Raw genomic sequence first — 22,948 nt, 5'->3', positions numbered from 1 at the left:
CTTTTTTGGCCCGGCGGGCCCGGCAACAGGGGGAGGCTTGTTTGTCGCATAATGCCTGCAATGCCTTCAATATTCAAAATAATCAATGAAAATACTTGCCATCTGCGGCAGCCTGCGCGCTGCCTCGCTGAACGCCATGCTGATCCGTGCCCTGATACGCCTGGCACCATCTGATATCAACATCCTGGCCTACGACGGCATGGCAGCGCTGCCTCTGTTCAATCCCGACCTGTATTTGACACCACCAGTTAGCGTGGTGAACTTGAAAGAACAAATAGTCTCAGCTGACATCATACTGATTGCCAGCCCGGAATATGCGCATGGTATAACAGGCGTCATCAAAAATGCGCTGGACTGGACGGTCAGCAGCGACGTGTTTGTCTACAAGCCTGTGGTGGTATTGAACGCCTCGCCCAGAGCCATGCATGCGGACGCAGCATTACGCGAAATATTAAGCGTGATGTCGGCCAGGATACTGGAAGCAGCATCGGTAAAGGTGCCCATCATAGGTGCAAAACTGGACGAGGATGGCATGGTCAGCCACCCTGAAATAGCGGGAATTTTAAAGGCAGCGCTGGTGGCTGCCAAAGCTGAATGGCTAAGCTTGCAAGACTGACTAAGCCGCTAAAGCTTGTTCCAGCAGTGTATGCAATTCGCTGAACGATGGTTCACCGACATAGCGTTTAAGGATATTGCCCTGTTTGTCGATGACGTAAGTGGTTGGCGTCAGTTTGACATCGCCGAATGATTGCGCCAGCTTGCCTTGAGGATCCAGGGAGACATGGAAAGGCAGTTTGCGGGTTTCTGCGTAATTGAGTACGTAGTTCGGCGGATCATAGCTCATGGCAACTGCCACAAATTCCAGACCCTGCTTATTGTATTTATTATAGGTTTCTATCATCTTTGGCATCTCTGCGACGCACGTCGTGCAAGATGTTGCCCAGAAGTTCACCATGACCACTTTGCCGCGCAAGCTTTGCGTAGAGATTTTTTCACCTTTGAGATTGGTGAAGCTGACATCCGGCATAGGGGTTTTAGCTTTGTAAGTCACAAAAAAGGTGACCGCCAGGGCAATCAGCGCTGTCGCAGCGATGACTGAAAAAATGGCGAATTTACGCGGTGAAGAAGGCGCCAGCATGGTTTTCCCAAAGCAAGAAACAAATCAATAAATAAAACAAGAGCGCATTATACGGCCTAAGTCACAATCAGGTTTTGCGCCCTATCATGGATGTGCGTGCTCTACCAGAGCCGGGCAACAGGAACGACAACACCGGCAAACCAGGCGCGGCCAAGGGAAGCTGTCGTCAAGCCCCTGGTCATACCGGCATCAAGGGTAAGGCGCTTGTTTGGGCTATAAGTGAAAGCGATCAGAGCTTGTCCCTGGTTTTTGGTACCAGCCCGACGCCAGCCAGCCCACTCGGCAGTCAGGCCCACTTTGTCAGTCACCTCAGTAGACAGTGAAGTCGATAGCCCGGTTTGCCAATGAGATGTGGCATCTTCAGCAAACCCCAGATGCGTCAGATTCAGGTTCAGATCAGCATGGAACTTGCCCATGTCCTGGCTGACGATGCCATTCACTGTCCAGTCTGATTTGCCCGATCCTAACGAGTCTTTGGCAGTAGGGAATTTATTGCCAAATTCCACACCAAGAGCAGTATCGTCATCGATCACAAATGCCCGTTTGATCGTCAGTGAAGTATCGCCAAAGCCACGGTCGCGCTGACCTGCACTATCATTGTTAATAATATGTGCTTCACCACCAAGCAGAATGCCCCATTCTTTGGAAAAAGCCAGCTTGAATAGATACGGCAGGCTCTGGCGCAGGGCTAGCCCGGTTTTGCTGGAATTAATACCCATTTCCAGTTCCACCTGCCCTGCTACTGGCAGTTGCGCAGAGTTGGATACCGAAGGACGGTAAGGGGTGATGGCGTCGACCTCTTCATCAGCCGCCTGTGCAAACTGGCAAGCCAGACAAGTCAGGACGACAAAGCTCAGGCGAAATATGTGGGATATGCGGAATATGCTGGGCATGGCTTTCCTTTCATTCTGTGATCAGCACACTGGGCGCACTGATGGCTTTACCAGCAACATGGGTGGTCAAGACTATCGCTGTCGAAGTTGAGCCAAAGGCATTCAATTCATTAATGATACGCTGTAAATGTTCTACATCGGTTGCCAGCACGCGCATGACGGCGCCATCTTCGCCAGTAACCGTATAGCAATCAATAATTTCGGGGCAGTTAGCGACATACTGGGCGTAGGGCCGCCCCTGCTGTGTAGACAGCCTGATCATGGCAGTAATTTGATAACCGAGTGCCTTGGGATTAATATCGGCACGATAGGCACGTATCACCTGGGCAGCTTCAAGACGCTTGATGCGCTCGGACACAGCGGGCTGGCTCAGATGTACCTGGCGACCTATCTCGGCATGCGACATGCGGGCATCCTGTTGCAATAATTGCAGGATTTTCTGGTCAAACTGGTCGAGTTTATGATTCATAAGCATTTTGCGTAGATTTCCGATTAAACCCTTGGTGGCATGAACAATTCCCTATGGAATCCCATTCAAACCATAGATTGCACTTGTTAAAGTAGAGCTTACACCAAACCTCAGGATGCTCTGGAAAAATTGCCATGACAACTATAACTGCACACCAGCTTGCCCATATTGCCAACGAGTTTGAAACACCCTGCTGGGCCTATGACGCTTCCATTATAAGAGCGCAAATTGCCCGCCTGCGACAATTTGATGTGATCCGCTTTGCCCAGAAGGCCTCCAGCAATATCCATTTGCTGCGCCTGATGCGTGAAGAAGGCGTGATGGTGGATTCTGTCTCCCTCGGTGAAGTTGAACGTGCCTTAGCTGCTGGTTATACCAGCCAGGCGGAGCACGGTGGCCATGCGCCTATCGTGTTCACTGCAGACTTGCTGGACCGTGCGACCTTGAAGCGCGTAGTGGAATTGAATATCCCGGTGAATTGCGGCTCACCACAAATGCTGGAGCAACTGGGGCAGGCTCATCCTGGTCATGCTGTATGGTTGCGCATCAACCCTGGCTTTGGTCACGGCCACAGCCGCAAGACCAATACCGGGGGCGAGCAAAGCAAGCATGGTATCTGGCATGAAGAATTGCAAAACGCATTGGCCATCATCGATCAATATGGTTTGACGCTGGTGGGTCTGCACATGCATATAGGTTCTGGTGTTGATTATGATCATTTGCAAAGCGTTTGCGATGCAATGATAGAACAGGTCAAAATCTGCAAGCGTGACTTGCAGGCAATTTCCATCGGTGGTGGTTTGTCCATCCCTTACCGTGGCGATGAGCCTGCGGTCGATACTGCGCACTATTTTGAAATCTGGGACAAAGCCAGGAAAGAAATTGAAACCCTGCTGGGCCACAAGATCAGCATGGAGATAGAACCTGGCCGTTTCCTGGTGGCGCAATCCGGTATGTTGATTTCTGAATTGCGTGCGCAAAAACAGGTAGGTAGCAATTTCTTTGCGCTGGTCGATGCAGGCTTTAATGACCTGGTGCGCCCTTCCATGTATGGCAGTTTCCATCGCATTAGCTGCCATGCGGCAGATGGCACAGCGCGCACTACGGCCCTGCGCCCTACGGTGGTGGCCGGGCCCTTATGTGAATCTGGCGATGTGTTCACGCAAGAAGATGGTGGCGTGGTCACAACCCAGGATTTGCCAGCTTGCGAAATTGGCGACCTGTTCGTCTTCCATGATGCCGGTGCTTATGGTGCCAGCATGTCATCAAACTATAATTCCCGCCCCTTGATACCGGAGGTTTTGGTGGATGGTGAACAGATCAAACAAATCCGCCGTCGCCAGACTGTGCAGGAACTGATTGCGCTCGAAAATATCTAAGCTGTTATCCAAGCTATTTTTAGCGTAGTTCTTCGAGAAGGCCAGCCTTCCTGGCTTTGAGGATGGCGACATTGAGTTTGTCGATAATGCCGTCATCCTTGTCTGCCCTTACCGCGAAATGAATCGTATCTATCAGCAGCGGCTTGGGTAAGACTGTCAGGCGCACATCGGCAAATGGCGAACTGCTGCCCTCGTTTTCATCGCGCAAAGCCTGCAAGCGGTTTTCAAGTATACGCGGGTCTTTATTCACCGCACCAAACAAGCCGGCATCCATGCGCCGGAACAAGAGTTTATAGATGCGCGACAAGGGTGCATAATTATCGACTTCAACCTTGAAGAGATTGTCTTTCATGGCATCGAAGCGATCACCATAGCTGAAGCCGCGCGGTATACCTATAGTCTTGTCTTTGAGGTCGGCCATGGTATTGAAGCGGAACTGGGCATCGCTTCTGGTGACCAGGAACATGTACTTTGATTGTATGGGCAAGGAAAAGTGGAAGATTTTTTCCCGCTCTTTGGTCTTGCTGACTCCGTATAAAACGCCTTCACCATTTTCTGCGGCCTGCAATGCGCGTGGCCAGGGACTGCGCTGCTGTTGTATCTGCAAATTCCCATCCCGTTCAATAAACTCAAATAGTTTATCTGCCAGTTTCAAGGGAAAAGGCTGGCCGCGCTGGTCTATGGGATCAGGTGTCAGTATCACCACTTCCTTGGCTTGCGCTGCCTGCTGGCTCAAGGTGAATAACAAAGTCAGCAAGCTCAGCCGCATAAGCGGAATAGGGTTGCACAGATGCATTTGACTTCACCATCACCTTTCATCCAGACTCTCAAAAAAAACCGGCAGACAAAAACATCCCTGCGGCTGGCAAGGATCAAGCATCATTCGGGAGAGTAAAACAGACAAGCAAACAAGCATCGTCACTGAATTTCTTGTGAACGATTTTTATCAAATAGTAACGTCAATTTGACAATGCAGCAAGTTTGACAATAAAGTATTTAAACAGCAAGAAAGTACGTGTCAGCTTTTCTTCGTGCCGGGCCTTTGAATGACTGCTTTGATGTGCGCCCATTGCGCAGGCTTGATGCCGCCTTTGTATGACTCCATGACCTTGCCATCACGGCCTATGAGAAAAACAGTCGGGGTGGCAAACACTTTGCCGAAATTATCCTGATAATCCGAGGCATTGCGCCACAGTGAAGGAAAGCCTTGATTGTCCTTGCTCAACCACTTTGACTGTTTGGCATAGTCATCAATATCGCTCATGGCATCGTCGATACTGACGGTGACCAGTTCAAATCCTGATTTTTTATTGGCTTCATAAAACTTGCGAAACATGGGCATCTCAGCCTGGCAGGTCGGGCACCAGGTCGCCCAGAAGGTCACCAGTATGACCTCACCTTTGCTGGTATCGAGCTTATAGGGTTTGCCATTCAGCATGGTCCCTGTCAGGGCGGGTTGGGCAGGGAAGCCATCCTTGCTGGCAGCCAGGGCAAATTGGGTACTGATGCAGGAGGCGACAATAATAGCCGCAACCAGGGCCTTTGACATACTGAGCATGGTAGTACTCCACTTCTGTCTGCGAGATGCCTTACAGCATAGTGCAGATTGAAGCTGCCTGCCTGCGCTTATAAGGCAATTTCAGCATAAGCTGCAGAACGCGTACCTGGCCGCGGTGGATTGTCCGCCGCCCTGTACGTAAACACCATGGAAAACTTGGTCGCGGCAGTCTGGTTCTTGCCCGCAGCATGAAAGAGATTGCTATGGAACAGCAAGACATCACCCTGTTGCAAAGGTACGGGCCGGGCTTGCGCCAGCAAGGCCTGGTTTTGTTCCAGATCGGTACGCAAGAACTGCGCTTCGTCCAGTTGAGCCACATCAATATCGATTTTATGGGAACCAGGTATCACCAGCAGGCAACCATTTTCCAGCGTTTCATTGCGCAGTGCCAGCCAGGAAGACACCAGTTCTGCCCGCTGGAAATTCCAGTAACGGCTATCCCTGTGCCAGCCTGTGGCGGTTGAATACTGCGGCTGCTTGCTCATGATGCAATTGTGATGCGACTGCGACAGCAAGGCACCTGCCCCCAGTAATTGCAACAAAGGTTCTGCCAGGGCCTGGCCTGTTGCCCATTGCGCCAGGCGCGGGTCACGGGCGTAGGCCTGCAATAGCCGTCTGGCAGTCAAACCACCCTCGGCGTCACGTGATGCGGGAGCACCGGGGTAACGGGTATCCGCCTCATATTCTATGGGTTGTACCTGGCCAGCCAGTTGCTGCTCGCAATAGGCGATTACTTCTTCGCAATAGGCCGCGCTGGCCTGTTGCCGCAATACCAGAAACCCCTGGCTGGCAAATTCTTCTTGTTGCGCAGTACTTAACATGGTCATCATTTTCAGTGAGCAAAATGCCATCGCTGTGCATCGTTTGTGATGCATAGTGGACTGTAGCAGTGAAAGCGTAAGTGAAGGACATGTGCCCGATGAACCAGGACAAGGCGCAAAACACAGCGATAGCGGGGCTTTCGCGAGTATTTGCAACGCCGTCATGGTCGGCGTGCGCATGGCAGGCACTTCGCCTTTCACTGTTACAGTCCACTAAAATGGCGCACTCTTGATTTTAGGTGAATTATCTTCTGGTGATCAGAACAGATCAGGGCAATTTAAGCGCGATTGTGATTAGGACGTCACAATTAAAATCCCGTAATAGGTGATAATGTAGGCCAAATTTAACGCAATAAATGAAGGCAAAAGCCACTTACTCAAGATGACACATACCATACTGGAAAATATCAACGTCAGTTCTTTCGAGAACATGCCCACCCCTGAAGAATTGCATGCGCGCCTGCCTTTGAGTGATCTGGCGGGCGATGTCGTAGAACAAAGCCGCGAGAGCCTGCGCAACATCCTGGAACGCAAGGACAAACGCCTGTTCGTCGTCGTTGGCCCCTGCTCCATCCACGACCCGGTTGCCGGGCTGGATTATGCACGCCGACTGAAAGCCCTGCAGGAAGAAGTCAAGGATGTGATGTTGCTGGTCATGCGTGTCTATTTTGAAAAACCACGCACGACCACAGGATGGAAGGGTTATATCAATGACCCGTATATGGATGATTCTTTCCGTGTTGATGAGGGCATGGAAAAAGCCCGCCAGTTTTTGCTGGATGTCTGTGAACTCGGTCTGCCGACCGGAACCGAAGCGCTGGACCCGATTTCACCACAATACCTGGGGGACCTGATTGCCTGGACGGCCATTGGTGCGCGCACGACGGAATCACAGACTCACCGCGAAATGTCGTCTGGCTTGTCTACCCCTGTCGGCTTCAAGAATGGTACGGATGGTGATATCAGCATCGCCATCAATGCGATCCTGTCTGCTTCACATCCACATTCTTTCCTGGGTTTGAATGGTCAGGGCCGCGTCTCCATCGTTCGCACCAGCGGCAATCAATATGGCCACGTGGTTTTGCGTGGTGGTGGTGACCGTCCGAACTACGATACCGTGTCTGTCGCCATGGCTCAGCAAGCCCTGGTCAAGGCCAAGCTGCCACCGAATATCGTAGTCGATTGCTCACACGCCAACAGCTATAAAAAACCAGAACTGCAACCGCTGGTCATGGCAGATGTGGTCAACCAGATTGCCAATGGCAACAAGGACATCGTTGGTGTCATGATCGAATCCAACATCATTGCCGGTAACCAGCCCATCCCTGAAGATTTGTCGCAGCTCAAATACGGCTGCTCAGTGACCGATGCCTGCGTGGATTGGGAAACGACGGAGAAGATGTTGCGGGATGCTGCGGCGAGATTGCGCGGATAGTAAAAAAAATGAGTGCAGATAATGCACTCATTTTTTTACCACGATTTATTTAACTTATTTGGGCCTGGGGCATGCCACGCCTATCTTTACGCCTATCATTATCGTCGCGTCGGTAATAGCTTGCGCCGCTGGACTATTCAGATATTTTTTACCCACCGGAGTTTCATAAAATTGTTTAACCTCATTCTGTTCTGCTTCGCTGAGCGAGGCAAGCGGTCTGGTTTGCTCTGGATGACGGCTGTTATAGTACTGGGTTTCAAATGCAGTAATGTATTTGCTACCCAGTGGCGATTCAAAGAAATTGGCAAGTGAGTGCAATTCGTCAATCGTAAAATTGCTGACAAACAGACGCCGTACTTCTGGCACTGACTTTTTCCAGTTTTTGTCTATACAGGGATACTGCACAGTTTGGCTAGTCGCTTTCAACATTCTGATGATGCCACTGGAATTGATGACGCGTGTTGCTTCAACGCTGGCATTGCCTGCTGCATGGGCTAGACCAGCAGCGCCACAGAGCAGGTACAGGGCAAGGACTATCTGGCTGTTTTTATACACGTATACCTTTGCTATTCAATAAGCCTGCAATTGTACTTGCAGGGCATCACAATTGCCTCAGTTGTCGCATGCAATTAGCGTAGGAAAGCTGTATTTCTGTCTGATTTTTGTGCTGGCCTGCCTGCACTATTTTCTTTCCACCCACATACACATCGCGCACCAGATTATCATTGCCTGCAAAGATCCAGGTATTGAGTACGTCAGCACTGCTGATACCTGCCAGGTTGGGATGCTGATCATCAAGTACCACGATGTCTGCACGATAGCCTGTAGCCAGTTGCCCCAGCTTGCGACCACTGGCTTGCGCGCCACCTTGCAAAGCGGCCTGATATAAGAAATCACCAACTTTGCGTTGCCCTGGAATACTGGCGATATTGCGGCCTTGCAAACGCAAACGCTGGCCATATTCCAGCCAGCGTAATTCTTCTACCGGGCTTTGTGATACATGGCTGTCACTGCCTACGCCAAAGCGGCCACCGGCTGCGATGTAATCTGGCAGATCAAAGAAACCATCGCCGAGATTGCCTTCAGTCGTCGTGCAGATACCTGCTACTGCGCCACTGGCGGCGATGCCCTGCACTTCGGCCTTGTTCAAATGCGTGGCATGCACCAGGCACCAGCGTTCGTTCACCAAACCACTGTCGAGCAAGAGTTCTACCGGGCGTTTGCCTGAGTAAGCGATACAGGCATCAACTTCTTTTTGTTGCTCGGCAATATGGATATGGATGGGGCGTGCGGCAGGAAGTACCGCCACCAGTTCACGTATCTGGCTGATGCTGGCAGCGCGCAGTGAATGCGGGGCAACACCGATTTCGACCTGGTCATTACGCTTGCCTTCCAGTGCTACTATCAATTGCATGATCTCTGCCACATTGGTAGAGAAGCGGCGCTGGTCATGGCGCAAGGCCTGCTCGCCAAAATCGGCGTAACTGTACAGCACGGGCAGCATGCTGATACCCATGCCGGTTTGTTCTGCTGCTGCAATCACGCGTTCGGCCATCTCGGCTGGACGGGCATAAAAACTGCCATCCTGGTCACGGTGCAGGTAATGGAATTCACAGACTGCGGTATAGCCATGGCGCAGGCATTCAGCATACAGTTGCGCAGCAATAGCCTGGATTTGTTCAGGCGTGATATGCAGGGCATAGCGGTACATGAGATCACGCCAGGTCCAGAAACTGTCCTTGCCCTCGCCTGCCATTTCTGTCATACCAGCCATGGCGCGCTGGAAGGCGTGTGAATGCAGATTAGTCATGCCAGGCACGACAAATTGAGCCTGGTTTTCATGGGTCTGCGCGCTAGTGCCCAGTTCTATCTGGCAGAGGTCACCGTTGTCATTCCAGTGCAGGCGTACATTGCTGGTCCAGCCTTGTGGCAGTAAAGCCTGGTGAGCGAACAGGCTACTCATGCTGCACTCCCTTGCGTCTTGTTCCAGTCCAGACAGGCTTGCAGCAATTGCTTCAGCAAGGGTTGTACCTGCGCTGCCAGATCAGGCCGGTATTCGTAGGGAGCAGCTTCGTTCATATAAATGCACTGACTCATTTCCAGTTGTATTGCGTGGATGTTACGTGATGGCTGGCCGTAATTGCGGGTGATAAAACCACCCTTGAAACGGCCATTGAAAATATGGGTATAGGCTTGTGCGTGAACTGAATCTCGCAGGCAATTGGCAACGGCGGCTTGCATGCCTGCATCACAGGATTTTTGATCAGCCGTACCAAAGTTCAGGTCTGGCAATTTGCCTTCAAAAAAACGGGGCACTTCAGACGCGATGGAATGCGCATCCCACAAGACGACGCTGCCATGCAGGTTCAACAAGCGTTCCAGCTCTTGCTGCAATTTCTGATGATAGGGTTGCCAGTAAGTGGCGATAAGGCGCTGCACTTCTGCTTCCGTCGGCAGACTCTCAGTCGCATACAACGGCTGCTTGGCAAAGGTATCAACCGGACACAGGCCGGTGGTATCTTGCCCCGGATACAAATTGGCATTGTCAGAAGAGCGGTTCAGGTCTATCACATAACGTGAATATTCAGCCGCGATGGTGGAGGCCCCCAACTCTGCAGCCATATTGTAAAGGCTGCGCAAATGCCAGTCGGTATCGGTTTTTTCTTGTGCGACTGGCAGCATCTGGGCGGCGATATCATCCGGTATGCTGGTGCCCACATGCGGCATGGAAATCAGCAGGGGCTGGCTGCCCTGTTGAAAGTGATAAGCAGTCATGATGTCTCCCAAATTTATGAATGTTGTAGTTTGCGGCTCAGCCTGTCGGCTGCTGCCAGGGTCATGTTGATGAGTTCTTGCTTGCGCTGCTGTATGCGTTGCGCCGGTGCCATCAGGGACAAGGTCGCTTCCAGCTTGTCACGACCAGAAAACACAGGTGCGCTGACACCCCAGATGCCAAGGTCAACTTCATTCTCACTGGTGGCATATCTTTGTTCTCGTATACTGTGCAACTGGGTTTGCAAATCTTGCAGGGGCTGATTTGGTAATGGTGCATTTTCCAAAAAATTCTGTGCCAGCAAATCGTCTTGCAAAGCTGGCGGCAAGTAGGCCAGCAAGGCCTTGGCCGACGCACCGCGCACGCTGGAACTGGCACGCCCTTTAGCAAATGAACAGCGCAAGGCTTGCTGGCTTTCCTGCATATCCAGACAAACCACTTGCCCGTTCACATAGGCCAGCAAGCCCACGCTTTCACCCGACTTTTGCACCAGATCTGTGAGCTCATCGCGCGCAGCACTCATGAGCCATGAATGCTGGTCAAAACCACGCGCCAATTGCACTGCCAATGGGCCAGGTTCATACAGGCCAGTTTGCGCATGTTCCTGCACCAGGCCCCATTTCTTTAATGGTGCGAGTTGTCGGTACAGCGTGCTGAGTGGCAAGCCAGTTTGTTCTACCAGTTCACGCGCAGATAACGCCTGTCCATGGCGGGCGACACAGGCCAAGACCTGTAAAACGCGTTCGCTTTGAGGAATTTCTATTTTATGAGGGACAGCCATGACAGGAAGCTAGCACGTAAAACTGAATACATCCATGCTAGCATCAGAATGGGAAACATCAACCATCAATTCCCACGTAGCGAGAATCAATGAGTAATTTTCACACCTTGAAGATATCTTTATTGCGCATCAGTCATGATGCTGCGGGATAACGTCTCCAAGATCTCCAGTGGCAAATACATCATCTTCATTATGAGCTGACTTACTAATTCCCGTTCCTAATGTGGGTTGCACAAACAGATAACAAGCTATCGCTCCTAACACTGGAAGCAGCCAGATCAGCGCATATTGCGCGTATTTTTGGCCTGGTTCATAGAAATCGCTCTTCACAACCAAAAAGCTAATGTATAGGTTCAAGGCCAGTACAAGACCGACTATACATATTGTCACAACTGAAAGAGTATCCATATTCCGAGAATAAAAGGTGGGCCGCGAAAGCGCTTAGCTCCTGCTGTACGGCGTCATCTGACAATTACGGTTTTCCTGCGCCGGGAAGTCAGCCTTGATAACATCGTACTTGCTCTTTTCTTCTGCATTCAGCGCCCTGAATTGGTAGGCAAACTTGTTCGTGCTGACTGTGCGTGGGCCTATGCGGGCTGAGCGCACGCCTTTATTGCTGAGATTATTCAGATGCAGTTTTGCTGCTTCTTCGGTCTTGAACACACCCAGCGAAATACCCCAGCGCAGATTGCTCTGGTCTTGCACGATATAGAAATCATTGATGCCAAGGCGGCGCAGCTCACCGGCTTTTTTGTCAGCGCCTTCTTTGCTGCCTTGTGAAGGAATGAACACCATGTGGGTGGCGACATCGACGACGTTGATGCGCGACTGGCGGTCACCCAGGGCCAGGGTTTTTAATTTTTCTTCTATCTTGGGAATATCACTTTGCTGGAAGTTACCCACTTCCAGGCAGGCGATGACTTCGGCTTTCTTTTCGTTTGCCGGCTCACTTGGCGAAGCTGCTTCGGTCGCAGTCAGGAGCTTTAGTTGATCGGCATGATGCTGTTTTTTCAAGCGCTCGGGCTCATGGGTATCGAGGGACCAGTGTCCCAGATAGCCGAGATTAAATGCCAACAAGAAGGCATTCAGTATGAGCAGGCTCCAGAAAAAGAATCTCAGCATGGTAAGTGTCAGTGTTATCAGTCCGGGCTTGATTGTGCCACGACAAACAGCCCCGTCAAGACCAGATTATCTACATATTGATAAGGAATGCCCAGATGGCTCAGTAAATACGGGGCAGCACCACCAGAAATCACGCAATTGATGGCCTGGTTTTCCAGCTGCTCAAGGGTATTGACGGCACGTACAATCGCACCTACCTGAGCGCTGATGCAGCCGCTGACGATGGCTTGATCAGTATTATCGGCGAAGACTTTGGCTATATCAGTTGATTCTGCCACCTGCGGCAATTGCGCGGTATTGCGTGCCAGCGACTCTGCCATGAGTTTAAGGCCGGGCAAGATCATTCCCCCCTTGAATATGCCTTGCGCTGTCACTGCATCGACTGTGGTGGCAGTTCCACAAGTAGCGACAATCAGGCTTTGTTGCGGGAACAGGTAATGCGCACCTATCATGGAGGCGAGGCGGTCACAGCCTAGTTGGGCCGGATTGCGGTAGCCATTGTGCAGACCTGCGATATCTTCTTGCGAAGCAAACCAGTCTATGTGTAAGTCTGGCTGTACTTCTTGCAGTAAATCCGTGAGTTTTTCTTTGATGCTGGCACCGGCTACATTGGAAATCAGGACACGTACAAAGTGCATCCCTTGCCAACTGGCTTTCAAGCTATCCAGTTCGGCATGGCTGACGGAGGCGATCTGCTGCCAGACTGCAGCAGACTTGACCGCTACTGACTTCGTCAGTGCAGCATCCAGATTAACTGTAGCCCATTTTATGCGCGTATTACCAGCATCTATTAACAACTGCATCATGCCCTGGTTTTCCTTATTTTATGCGACAGGTCGTAAGGACACATCACCGGCCAGTACATTGACCTGGCCCTGTTCAGTCTGTAATACCAGGCAGCCATGCAGATCCACACCGAGCGCTTTGCCTGTGTGCAAGACCTGACCATGATCAAGTATATGCACGGTTTGGTTGGCGTAGGCATGCAAGGCATTCCAGCGCGGCAAATAGACTGAAAAACCCTGCTGGCCAAATTGCTGCAATGTTGTTGCCAGTGCGTTCAGCAACTGCGCCAGCAGCAGGTTTCTATCCATTTGTGCCAGCCAGGGTGCATCTGCCAGGGCACGGCCTACTTGTGCCTCCAGCTCATCCGACACTTGCAGGTTCAGACCTATTCCAGCAACTATCCAGGTACCTCCTTCACTGGCGGCGGCTGATTCGAGCAAGATACCGGCGAGTTTTTTACCATCGCGCAAGAGGTCATTTGGCCATTTGAGTTGCACGTTCTGGTTCAGGGCATTCAGGCATTCAGCCAAGGCAACGCCTATTGCCAATGGCAAGCCCAGCAGGTTATGCGGCGCTTGCGGCAAATGCCAGGCCAGCGAAAAAGTCAACATGCCACCAGGCACGGTCAGCCATGGGCGACCTGCCCTGCCACGCCCCGCAGTCTGATGCACAGCCACCCGCAGCACTGGGCGCACCGGTGTTAACGAGCTGGCAGTCAGGCGTGCCATCAGGTCGGCATTGGTGGAGCCAGTTTCTGCGACGACTTCAATATCAACTTCGCGGGCTGCACCGTCACAGAGTTTTTCTATGGCAGCCGCATTCAGTTCCAGGTTTTTATTCTCTTGCATAATCTGTCTATGGTTAGCAGCCGTATTGTACTGCTGCCTGAACAAATATTCAGGCCAAAAAAAACGGCACCTTATGCAGGTGCCGTTCTTTATTACATCAACATCTTGATGCTGCGGTATTTACGCTGTGTTAGCGCATTGGCTGCTTATGCTTCGCCGCCATCCACCACATCAGTTGTTGTTACTTCTGGTATCGGAGCAAATGCTGCTTTTTCCGCTTCCAGCAAGGCTACGCGTTCATCTGCTTCCCAAGTTTCTTTCAACTTGCGGGCGCGATGGAATGCCAGACCTGTACCAGCAGGGATCAGGCGACCAACGATGACGTTTTCTTTCAAACCACGCAGACCGTCTTTTTTGCCCATGATCGCAGCTTCGGTCAGAACACGTGTGGTTTCCTGGAAGGACGCCGCAGAGATGAAGGAATCTGTAGACAGGGAAGCCTTGGTAATACCCAACAAGATATTTTCATATGTTGCAGGGATACCATTAGCTGCTGTTACGCGATCATTTTCATCCAGCAATTCAGAGCGTTCTACCTGTTCACCAACGATGTAGTTGGCATCGCCTGGATTAACCACGACAACGCGACGCAACATCTGACGAACAATAACTTCAATGTGCTTGTCATTGATCTTAACGCCTTGCAAACGGTACACGTCCTGAACTTCATCAACGATGTAACGTGCCAGCGCTTCGATACCCAGCAAACGCAGGATGTCTTGTGGATCGGCTGGGCCGTCAACAATCATCTCACCCTTGTTCACGACCTGGCCGTCATGCACCAGGACTTGTTTGTCTTTGGTGATCAGGAACTCGTGTTTCTCGCCGTCCATGTCTGTGATTTCCAGACGTTGCTTACCTTTGGTTTCTTTACCAAACGCAACCGTACCTGTTACCTCTGCCAGCATACCGGCATCTTTTGGTGAACGGGCTTCGAACAACTCGGCAACGCGTGGCAGACCACCGGTAATATCACGGGTTTTTTGTGATTCTGTCGGGATACGCGCCAGAACTTCACCCACGTGTACTTGCTGACCGTCTTTCACGGTAATCAGCGCGCCCACCTGGAAGCCGATCGTTACTGCGTGTTCTGTGCCAGCGATCTTGACTTCTTCGCCTTGTTCGTTCAACAGCTTGACTTGTGGACGCAGTGTTTTACCAGCAGCGCTACCACGGCGTTTCGCATCGATGGCCACCAGAGTGGACAAACCTGTTACTTCATCAACCTGCTTGGCAACAGTCACGCCTTCTTCGACGTTTTCGAATTTCACCGTACCGGTGTATTCGGTAATGATAGGACGCGTCAATGGATCCCACGTTGCCAATGCTGTACCAGCCTTGATAACCAGACCGTCTTTAACGATCAGGGTTGCACCGTAAGGTACTTTATGACGTTCACGTTCACGACCGTGGTCATCAGTGATCAGCACTTCGCCAGAACGGGAAATAACGATCTGGTCGCCTTTACCGTTGGTGACATAACGCATGGTCGCTGTGAAGCGGATAGTACCGTTGGACTTGGCTTCAACAGAAGATGCAATCGCTGCACGGGATGCCGCACCACCGATGTGGAAGGTACGCATCGTCAACTGTGTACCTGGTTCACCGATGGACTGCGCAGCGATAACACCAACTGCCTCACCAGCATTCACCAGGGAACCACGACCCAGATCACGGCCATAGCACATTGCGCACAGACCATAGCGTGTGTCGCATGTCAGTGGTGTACGTACCTTGACTTCATCGATGCCCAGGGCTTCGATGCGTTCTACCATTGTTTCGTCCAGCAGGGAACCTGCTTCGTACAGCGTTTCCTGAGTTTCAGGATTGACGATGTCATTGGCGCAAACGCGGCCCAAAATCAGGTCACGCAAAGGCACGTTAACTTCACCGCCTTCAACGATGGCCTTCATGGACGAACCATTGGCTGTACCGCAGTCATCTTCAACCACGACCAGATCTTGCGTCACGTCAACCAGGCGACGTGTCAGGTAACCGGAGTTCGCTGTCTTCAACGCCGTATCGGCCAGACCTTTACGCGCACCGTGAGTAGAAATAAAGTACTGCAAAACGTTCAGACCTTCGCGGAAGTTCGCGGTGATCGGCGTTTCGATAATCGAGCCATCCGGTTTCGCCATCAGACCACGCATACCTGCCAACTGACGAATCTGGGCTGCAGAACCACGCGCACCAGAGTCGGCCATCATGTAAATGGCGTTGAAAGATTCTTGTGTACCGACAGTACCGTCACGGCGTGTGACTGGTTCAACTTTGAGTTGTTCCATCATGGCCTTGCCGACTTCATCACCGGTTTTGCCCCAGATATCGACCACTTTGTTATAACGTTCGCCCGCAGTCACCAGACCGGACGCATATTGCTGTTCGATCTGTTTGACTTCGTGTTCTGCTGCTGCCAGCAAAGTCACTTTTTGTGGTGGAACCAGCATGTCATCGATACAGATGGAGATACCGGCGCGTGTCGCCAGGCGGAAACCCATTTGCATCAATTGATCAGCAAACACTACCGTGGCACGCAGACCGCACTTGCGGAATGAGGTATCGATGAGTTTGGAAATTTCTTTTTTCTTCAACGCACGGTTCAGTACGGTGAATGGCAAGCCCTTAGGCAGAATCTCGGACAGAATCGCACGGCCAACAGTCGTTTCATAACGCTTGATGGTTTTAACGAATTCACCAGTTTCTACATTCTTAGGGTATTCAGTAATACGTACTGTGATACGTGTGCTCAGTTCGACTTCCTTGTTGTCCCAGGCGCGGATCGCTTCTGAAACGTCAGGGAACATCATGCCTTCGCCCTTGCCGTTGATTTTTTCACGGGAAGCGTAGTACAGACCCAACACGATATCCTGGGAAGGAACGATAGACGGCTCACCATTGGATGGGAACAGAATATTGTTGGATGCCAGCATCAAAGTGCGTGCTTCCATCTGTGCTTCGATAGACAGAGGAACGTGAACCGCCATTTGGTCACCGTCAAAGTCGGCATTGAAAGCCGCGCAGACGAGTGGGTGCAACTGGATCGCTTTACCTTCAATCAGGACCGGCTCAAAAGCCTGGATACCCAGACGATGCAGCGTAGGCGCACGGTTCAGCATGATAGGATGTTCACGGATGACTTCTTCCAGGATATCCCATACGACTGGTTCTTGTATCTCTACCAGTTTTTTCGCTGCCTTGATGGTTGTAGCCAGACCCATCAATTCCAGTTTATTGAAAATGAAAGGTTTGAACAGTTCCAGCGCCATCAGTTTTGGCAGACCACACTGATGCAATTTCAGCTGTGGACCAACCACGATAACGGAACGGCCAGAGTAATCGACGCGTTTACCCAGCAAGTTTTGACGGAAACGACCGCCCTTACCCTTGATCATTTCTGCCAGGGATTTCAGGGGACGCTTGTTGGCACCTGTCATTGCCTTACCGCGACGGCCGTTATCCAGCAGGGAATCGACAGCTTCCTGCAACATACGCTTTTCATTGCGTGTGATGATTTCAGGAGCGCGCAATTCCATCAGACGCTTCAGACGGTTGTTACGGTTGATGACGCGGCGATACAGATCATTCAGATCGGAAGTCGCGAAACGGCCACCATCCAGCGGGACCAATGGACGCAGTTCTGGCGGCAGGACCGGCAGAACTTCCATGATCATCCAGTCTGGCTTGATGCCTGAGCGCTGGAATGCTTCCAGTACTTTCAGACGTTTTGCGTATTTCTTGATCTTGGCTTCAGATTTGGATTCTTTCAACTCTGTGCGCAGGGTTTCTGCATCACGGTCGATGTCGATGGAACGCAGCAATTCGCGGATACCTTCAGCACCCATGAATGCCGTGAATTCGTCGCCGAATTCTTCGTACTTGGCAGCGTAATCATCTTCAGACATGATCTGGCATTTTTTCAGCGGAGTCATGCCTGGATCGGTGACGACGTATGCTTCAAAATACAGAACGCGTTCGATATCACGCAAGGTCATGTCCAATACCATACCCAGACGGGATGGCAGGGATTTCAGGAACCAGATATGTGCAGTTGGGGAAGCCAGCTCGATATGGCCCATGCGTTCACGACGCACTTTGGCCAGAGTCACTTCAACGCCACATTTTTCGCAGATAACGCCGCGGTGTTTCAGACGTTTGTACTTGCCGCACAGGCATTCGTAATCCTTGATAGGACCAAAAATCTTGGCGCAGAACAGACCGTCGCGCTCAGGCTTGAAAGTACGATAGTTGATGGTTTCCGGCTTTTTAACTTCGCCGTAGGACCAGGAACGAATTTTTTCCGGAGACGCCAGACCAATCTTGATCGCGTCGAATTGTTCGTTGGGTTGGACTTGCTTGAATAGATCGAGCAGAGCTTTCATGTGTATCACTCCAGTTAAGCGCGCAAACGCTTGGTGGCTGAATGGTGCTGCAACAGAAGCTTCGCCGCTTTACCCTGTTCGCATGAGCGGGAGAGCCAGGTCTTTTCGACACAGGTTCCGCTGATACCGGGAACGACATTACTTCCAAACTGCTTGCCAGGTTTAACGGCCATCGCCCGAATGCTATCCGGGCGATGATTTTACTGCAATTACAAATCGGAACATCTGATTAAGCTACTGCGCAACGCTTACTCAGATGTTCCTTAATACATTAACTACGTTCGAGATCGATATCGATACCCAGAGAGCGGATTTCTTTTACCAGAACGTTGAAGGACTCAGGCATGCCGGCGTCGATCACATGGTCACCCTTGACCAGGTTTTCGTACACTTTGGTACGGCCATTCACGTCATCGGACTTGACGGTCAACATCTCTTGCAAGACATAAGACGCGCCGTAAGCTTCCAGTGCCCAGACTTCCATCTCACCAAAACGCTGACCACCGAACTGAGCTTTACCGCCCAGAGGTTGTTGCGTGACCAGAGAGTAAGGACCGGTCGAACGTGCATGCATCTTGTCATCAACCAGATGGTGCAATTTCAGAACGTGCATGTAACCCAGCGTGACTTTACGCTCAAACGCTTCACCGGTACGGCCATCAAACAGGGTGACCTGGTTTTTCGATGGTGTCATACCCAGTTGCGCTGCGATATGGTCAGGGAAGGCCAGATCCAGCATGCGGCGGATTTCGCTTTCATGCGCACCGTCAAACACTGGTGTAGCAAATGGCACGCCATGCTTCAGGTTGTTCGTCAATTCCAGAATCTCGGCGTCGGAGAAGCCGTCGATGTCTTCCTTCTTGCCAGATTCGTTATAAATCTTCTTCAGGAATTCACGCAGTTCTTCTACCTTGGCTTTGGCTTTCAGCATTTCGCCTATACGCAAGCCCAGGCCTTTAGCTGCCCAGCCCAGATGCACTTCCAGAACCTGACCCACGTTCATCCGTGATGGAACACCCAATGGGTTCAATACGATGTCTGCTGGTGTACCGTCAGCCATGTAAGGCATGTCTTCGATAGGCACGATACGGGAAACCACACCCTTGTTACCGTGACGACCCGCCATTTTGTCACCAGGTTGCAGGCGACGTTTAACAGCCAGGTAAACCTTGACCATTTTTTGTACGCCTGGCGGCAATTCATCGCCTTGCGTCAGCTTGGTACGTTTTTCTTCAAAGGCCAGATCGAACTGATGACGTTTTTCAGCGATGGAATCTTTCATCGCGACCAATGCATTGGCTGCTTCATCAGATGCCAGGCGAATATCGAACCAGTGGTATTTATCCACGCTGGCCAGGTATTCCTTGGTGATCTTGCTGCCTTTAGCCAGTTTGGCCGGGCCGCCGTCAGCGATCTTGCCATCCAGCATACGTTCCAGACGCTCAAATGCATCGCCTTCAACAATACGCAACTGATCGTTCAGATCGAGGCGATAACGCTTCAATTCATCATCGATAATCTGTTGTGCACGTTTGTCGCGTTGTATGCCTTCGCGGGTAAACACTTGTACGTCGATAACTGTACCTACCATGCCGGAAGGCACGCGCAGGGAAGTATCTTTAACGTCAGAAGCTTTTTCACCGAAGATGGCGCGCAGCAGTTTTTCTTCTGGTGTCAGTTGAGTTTCACCTTTTGGTGTCACTTTACCAACCAGGGTATCACCAGCGGTTACTTCAGCGCCGATGTAGACGATACCGGATTCATCCAAACGTGCCAGCTGGTTTTCTGCCAGGTTGGAGATATCACGTGTGATTTCTTCCGCACCCAGCTTGGTGTCACGGGCAACAACCGACAACTCTTCGATATGAATCGAGGTATAGCGGTCATCAGCCACAACTTTTTCAGAGATCAGGATCGAATCTTCGAAGTTATAACCATTCCAGGGCATGAACGCGACCAGCATGTTCTGACCCAGGGCCAATTCGCCCAGATCTGTCGATGCGCCGTCGGCCAATACGTCACCTTTTGCGACCAGATCACCAACTTTGACGATAGGACGCTGGTTGATATTGGTGTTCTGGTTGGAACGGGTGTACTTGATGAGGTTGTAAATATCCACACCGACTTCACCAGCCTGTGCTTCAGCATCATTTACACGAATAACGATACGGCCCGCATCGATGTAATCAACTTTACCGCCACGCAGTGCCTGTACTGTGGTACCGGAGTCAACTGCCACAGTACGTTCGATACCTGTACCAACGAATGCTTTTTCTGGACGCAAGCAAGGAACAGCTTGACGTTGCATATTGGCACCCATCAACGCACGGTTCGCATCATCGTGTTCAAGGAACGGGATCAGAGATGCCGCAACAGAAACCACCTGACCAGTAGCAACGTCCATGTACTGGATACGCTCTGGGGATACCAGGATCGTTTCGCCAGCTTCACGGGCAGAGACCAGTTCATCGATGAGTTTGCCTTCGCCATCGATCGTCGCATTCGCCTGAGCGATGATGTAACGACCTTCTTCAATCGCGGACAGATAATCGATCTGTGTCGTGATTTTGCTATCGACCACTTTACGGTATGGTGTTTCCAGGAAACCATATTCGTTCAGACGCGCATACAGAGCCAGCGAGTTGATCAGACCAATGTTTGGTCCCTCTGGTGTCTCAATCGGGCAGACGCGGCCATAGTGGGTTGGATGAACGTCGCGGACTTCAAAACCGGCGCGCTCACGTGTCAAACCACCAGGTCCCAGGGCGGAAATACGACGCTTATGCGTGATCTCTGACAATGGGTTGGTCTGATCCATAAACTGGGACAATTGTGAAGAACCGAAGAACTCACGAATCGCAGCAGAGATAGGCTTGGAGTTGATCAGGTCATGCGGCATCAGGTTGTCGGCTTCAGCCTGACCCAGACGCTCTTTGACAGCACGCTCAACACGTACCAGACCGGCACGGAACTGGTTCTCAGCCAATTCACCAACGCAACGTACACGGCGGTTACCCAAGTGATCGATATCATCGACTTCGCCGCGGCCATTGCGCAGCTCAACCAGGATCTTGATCACAGCCAGTACGTCTTCATTCGACAAAGTCATGGCGCCAGTCAGTTCATCACGGCCAATACGGCGGTTGAACTTCATGCGGCCGACTGCGGACAGATCGTAACGGTCTTCACTGTAGAACAGGCCATTGAACAGGGCTTCAACAGAATCTTCTGTCGGTGGTTCGCCAGGACGCATCATGCGATAGATGGCAACGCGGGCAGCCATCTGATCAGCAGTATCATCAGCACGCAGAGTCTGGGAAATGTAAGCACCCTGATCCAGGTCATTGGTGTACAGAGTCTGGATGTCAGTCACTTTGGCATCGCGCAAACGACCCAGCAATTCTTCTGTCAGCTCATCATTGGCATTGGCGATAACTTCACCAGTGTCTGCATCAACGATGTTCTTGGCCAGGACGCGACCCAACAGGTAATCTTCAGGCACGGAAATGTGCTTGATACCACCGGCTTCGATTTCACGTACATGCTTGGCATTGATACGTTTGTCCTTGGCAACGATAACCTTGCCGGACTTGTCGCTGATGTCAAAACGGGCAACTTCGCCACGCAGACGTTCTGCAACGAATTCCATTTCTGCGCCATCACTGTGCAGATTGAAGTTATCGAAGACAAAGAAATTAGCCAGAATCTGTTCATTGCTCATGCCTATGGCGCGCAGCAGGATAGTGACTGGCATCTTGCGACGGCGGTCAATACGGAAGAACAGGATATCTTTAGGATCGAATTCGAAGTCGAGCCAGGAACCACGGTAAGGAATGATCCTTGCCGAGAACAGCAATTTACCGGAAGAATGTGTCTTGCCACGGTCATGCTCAAAGAACACGCCAGGGGAACGGTGCAACTGGGACACGATAACGCGCTCAGTACCGTTGATAACAAAAGAACCAGTGGTAGTCATCAGAGGCAATTCGCCCATGTAGACTTCCTGTTCTTTCATTTCTTTGACAACCGGCTTGGTTGGTGATTCCTTGTCCAGAATGACCAGGCGGACTTTTGCACGCAAAGGTGACGCATAAGTCAGGCCACGCAATTGACATTCCTTGACGTCGAACGCAGGATCGCCTAAAACGTAGGACAGGAATTCAAGACGTGCAAAGCCGTTGTGCGAAACAATCGGGAAAATCGAGGTGAAGGCAGACTGCAAACCCTCGTTCTTACGAGTTGGCGGTGTTCTGTCTTCTTGTAAAAAACTCTGGTACGACTCGATTTGAGTCGCCAGCAAGAACGGAACGTTGTGGACGTTGGCGCGCTTCGCAAAAGATTTACGAATACGCTTCTTCTCAGTAAATGAGTAGTGCATGGACACTCCGTGAGTGGCAAGGAAGGATAGAGAATTCAGGATTTTTGTCACAAAAACAACGCATAGCAACTCTGTGACAAAAAAACCTCAAGTCTCAACCCTCGGTCTTAATAAACAGCTAAACAACCCTGAACGACAAAGAAGCCAAAGAGGAACCCTCTCTTCCAAGAGGATTCCTGTCTTTGACT

The 22,948-nt window shown here is 51.2% G+C and carries 18 protein-coding genes; 3 read left to right on the top strand and 15 right to left on the bottom strand.

What is annotated here, in order from left to right; all coding sequences use genetic code 11:
• The first annotated feature begins 85 nt into the window (after positions 1-85).
• Positions 86-616, top strand: a complete 531-nt coding sequence (locus AC3WQT_RS16330) for an NADPH-dependent FMN reductase (RefSeq protein WP_492705181.1) — start codon at positions 86-88, stop codon at positions 614-616.
• Here the strand turns inward: AC3WQT_RS16330 and AC3WQT_RS16325 are convergent, their stop codons facing one another.
• From AC3WQT_RS16325 to AC3WQT_RS16315, 3 genes are all read right to left on the bottom strand, one after another.
• The gene (locus tag AC3WQT_RS16325; RefSeq protein WP_492705179.1) at positions 617-1,138 is read right to left on the bottom strand and encodes a TlpA family protein disulfide reductase; all 522 of its coding nucleotides are present in this window, start codon (positions 1,136-1,138) and stop codon (positions 617-619) included.
• A 101-nt stretch (positions 1,139-1,239) separates the two neighbouring features.
• Positions 1,240-2,031 (bottom strand): transporter family protein, encoded by a 792-nt coding sequence (locus AC3WQT_RS16320; protein WP_492705177.1) that lies wholly within the window; start codon positions 2,029-2,031, stop codon positions 1,240-1,242.
• 10 nt (positions 2,032-2,041) lie between these two features.
• Positions 2,042-2,500 carry an Lrp/AsnC family transcriptional regulator gene (locus AC3WQT_RS16315; RefSeq protein ID WP_492705175.1) on the bottom strand — a complete coding sequence of 153 codons (459 nt, stop codon included), beginning with the start codon at positions 2,498-2,500 and terminating at the stop codon, positions 2,042-2,044.
• Between the two features lie 134 nt (positions 2,501-2,634).
• Here AC3WQT_RS16315 and lysA point away from each other — a divergent pair, with 134 nt between their 5' ends.
• On the top strand, positions 2,635-3,879 hold the full coding sequence (gene lysA / locus AC3WQT_RS16310) for a diaminopimelate decarboxylase (RefSeq protein WP_492705173.1): 1,245 nt from the start codon (positions 2,635-2,637) through the stop codon (positions 3,877-3,879).
• Between the two features lie 19 nt (positions 3,880-3,898).
• On the opposite strand, the gene AC3WQT_RS16305 is transcribed toward lysA, so the two are convergent.
• From AC3WQT_RS16305 to AC3WQT_RS16295, 3 genes are all read right to left on the bottom strand, one after another.
• On the bottom strand, positions 3,899-4,675 hold the full coding sequence (locus tag AC3WQT_RS16305; protein WP_492705171.1) for a substrate-binding periplasmic protein: 777 nt from the start codon (positions 4,673-4,675) through the stop codon (positions 3,899-3,901).
• Between the two features lie 222 nt (positions 4,676-4,897).
• The gene (locus AC3WQT_RS16300; RefSeq protein ID WP_492705169.1) at positions 4,898-5,437 is read right to left on the bottom strand and encodes a TlpA family protein disulfide reductase; all 540 of its coding nucleotides are present in this window, start codon (positions 5,435-5,437) and stop codon (positions 4,898-4,900) included.
• A gap of 68 nt (positions 5,438-5,505) precedes the next feature.
• Positions 5,506-6,267 (bottom strand): phytanoyl-CoA dioxygenase family protein, encoded by a 762-nt coding sequence (locus AC3WQT_RS16295; RefSeq protein ID WP_492705167.1) that lies wholly within the window; start codon positions 6,265-6,267, stop codon positions 5,506-5,508.
• 373 nt (positions 6,268-6,640) lie between these two features.
• Here AC3WQT_RS16295 and AC3WQT_RS16290 point away from each other — a divergent pair, with 373 nt between their 5' ends.
• The gene (locus AC3WQT_RS16290) at positions 6,641-7,693 is read left to right on the top strand and encodes a 3-deoxy-7-phosphoheptulonate synthase (protein ID WP_492705165.1); all 1,053 of its coding nucleotides are present in this window, start codon (positions 6,641-6,643) and stop codon (positions 7,691-7,693) included.
• Positions 7,694-7,747: 54 nt separating this feature from the next.
• Here AC3WQT_RS16290 and AC3WQT_RS16285 read toward each other — a convergent pair whose 3' ends face one another.
• The 9 genes from AC3WQT_RS16285 to rpoB all read right to left on the bottom strand — a co-directional run bounded on the left by AC3WQT_RS16285 (position 7,748) and on the right by rpoB (position 22,760).
• On the bottom strand, positions 7,748-8,248 hold the full coding sequence (locus tag AC3WQT_RS16285) for a DUF2059 domain-containing protein (protein WP_492705164.1): 501 nt from the start codon (positions 8,246-8,248) through the stop codon (positions 7,748-7,750).
• 46 nt (positions 8,249-8,294) lie between these two features.
• Positions 8,295-9,656 carry a formimidoylglutamate deiminase gene (locus AC3WQT_RS16280; RefSeq protein WP_492705162.1) on the bottom strand — a complete coding sequence of 454 codons (1,362 nt, stop codon included), beginning with the start codon at positions 9,654-9,656 and terminating at the stop codon, positions 8,295-8,297.
• Positions 9,653-10,468 carry an N-formylglutamate deformylase gene (gene hutG, locus AC3WQT_RS16275; protein ID WP_492705160.1) on the bottom strand — a complete coding sequence of 272 codons (816 nt, stop codon included), beginning with the start codon at positions 10,466-10,468 and terminating at the stop codon, positions 9,653-9,655. Before hutG ends, AC3WQT_RS16280 begins: the two co-directional genes overlap by 4 nt.
• A 14-nt stretch (positions 10,469-10,482) precedes the next feature.
• Positions 10,483-11,247, bottom strand: coding sequence for an IclR family transcriptional regulator (locus AC3WQT_RS16270; protein ID WP_492705159.1), 765 nt, complete (start codon positions 11,245-11,247; stop codon positions 10,483-10,485).
• Between the two features lie 441 nt (positions 11,248-11,688).
• Positions 11,689-12,369: an SPOR domain-containing protein gene (locus AC3WQT_RS16265; protein ID WP_492705157.1), complete on the bottom strand. Its 681-nt coding sequence runs from the start codon at positions 12,367-12,369 to the stop codon at positions 11,689-11,691.
• Positions 12,370-12,386: 17 nt separating this feature from the next.
• Positions 12,387-13,175 (bottom strand): type III pantothenate kinase, encoded by a 789-nt coding sequence (locus AC3WQT_RS16260; protein ID WP_492705155.1) that lies wholly within the window; start codon positions 13,173-13,175, stop codon positions 12,387-12,389.
• A gap of 18 nt (positions 13,176-13,193) precedes the next feature.
• Complete coding sequence (locus AC3WQT_RS16255) at positions 13,194-14,003, bottom strand: biotin--[acetyl-CoA-carboxylase] ligase (RefSeq protein WP_492705153.1); 810 nt, start codon at positions 14,001-14,003, stop codon at positions 13,194-13,196.
• A gap of 146 nt (positions 14,004-14,149) precedes the next feature.
• Entirely contained in the window at positions 14,150-18,382 is a 4,233-nt protein-coding gene (gene rpoC, locus AC3WQT_RS16250) for a DNA-directed RNA polymerase subunit beta' (RefSeq protein ID WP_492705151.1), read from the bottom strand.
• A gap of 271 nt (positions 18,383-18,653) precedes the next feature.
• Positions 18,654-22,760: a DNA-directed RNA polymerase subunit beta gene (rpoB, locus tag AC3WQT_RS16245; RefSeq protein WP_492705149.1), complete on the bottom strand. Its 4,107-nt coding sequence runs from the start codon at positions 22,758-22,760 to the stop codon at positions 18,654-18,656.
• Between the last annotated feature and the right edge of the window lie 188 nt (positions 22,761-22,948).

Source organism: Undibacterium sp. FW305-107 (assembly GCF_058788535.1).
The sequence above is the reverse complement of the archived record's forward strand: the minus strand, read 5'-3'. Positions and strand labels throughout refer to the sequence as shown.

Excerpts from the sequence above, each read along its gene's own strand:
- rpoB (WP_492705149.1), bottom strand. The coding sequence starts at position 22,760 with ATGCACTACTCATTTACTGAGAAGAAGCGTATTCGTAAATCTTTTGCG.
- AC3WQT_RS16315 (WP_492705175.1), bottom strand. The coding sequence starts at position 2,500 with ATGAATCATAAACTCGACCAGTTTGACCAGAAAATCCTGCAATTATTG.
- AC3WQT_RS16325 (WP_492705179.1), bottom strand. The coding sequence starts at position 1,138 with ATGCTGGCGCCTTCTTCACCGCGTAAATTCGCCATTTTTTCAGTCATC.
- hutG (WP_492705160.1), bottom strand. The coding sequence starts at position 10,468 with ATGACTGCTTATCACTTTCAACAGGGCAGCCAGCCCCTGCTGATTTCC.
- AC3WQT_RS16270 (WP_492705159.1), bottom strand. The coding sequence starts at position 11,247 with ATGGCTGTCCCTCATAAAATAGAAATTCCTCAAAGCGAACGCGTTTTA.
- rpoC (WP_492705151.1), bottom strand. The coding sequence starts at position 18,382 with ATGAAAGCTCTGCTCGATCTATTCAAGCAAGTCCAACCCAACGAACAA.
- AC3WQT_RS16290 (WP_492705165.1), top strand. The coding sequence starts at position 6,641 with ATGACACATACCATACTGGAAAATATCAACGTCAGTTCTTTCGAGAAC.
- AC3WQT_RS16330 (WP_492705181.1), top strand. The coding sequence starts at position 86 with ATGAAAATACTTGCCATCTGCGGCAGCCTGCGCGCTGCCTCGCTGAAC.
- AC3WQT_RS16280 (WP_492705162.1), bottom strand. The coding sequence starts at position 9,656 with ATGAGTAGCCTGTTCGCTCACCAGGCTTTACTGCCACAAGGCTGGACC.
- AC3WQT_RS16295 (WP_492705167.1), bottom strand. The coding sequence starts at position 6,267 with ATGATGACCATGTTAAGTACTGCGCAACAAGAAGAATTTGCCAGCCAG.
- AC3WQT_RS16260 (WP_492705155.1), bottom strand. The coding sequence starts at position 13,175 with ATGATGCAGTTGTTAATAGATGCTGGTAATACGCGCATAAAATGGGCT.
- AC3WQT_RS16300 (WP_492705169.1), bottom strand. The coding sequence starts at position 5,437 with ATGCTCAGTATGTCAAAGGCCCTGGTTGCGGCTATTATTGTCGCCTCC.
- AC3WQT_RS16320 (WP_492705177.1), bottom strand. The coding sequence starts at position 2,031 with ATGCCCAGCATATTCCGCATATCCCACATATTTCGCCTGAGCTTTGTC.
- AC3WQT_RS16305 (WP_492705171.1), bottom strand. The coding sequence starts at position 4,675 with ATGCATCTGTGCAACCCTATTCCGCTTATGCGGCTGAGCTTGCTGACT.
- lysA (WP_492705173.1), top strand. The coding sequence starts at position 2,635 with ATGACAACTATAACTGCACACCAGCTTGCCCATATTGCCAACGAGTTT.
- AC3WQT_RS16265 (WP_492705157.1), bottom strand. The coding sequence starts at position 12,369 with ATGCTGAGATTCTTTTTCTGGAGCCTGCTCATACTGAATGCCTTCTTG.
- AC3WQT_RS16255 (WP_492705153.1), bottom strand. The coding sequence starts at position 14,003 with ATGCAAGAGAATAAAAACCTGGAACTGAATGCGGCTGCCATAGAAAAA.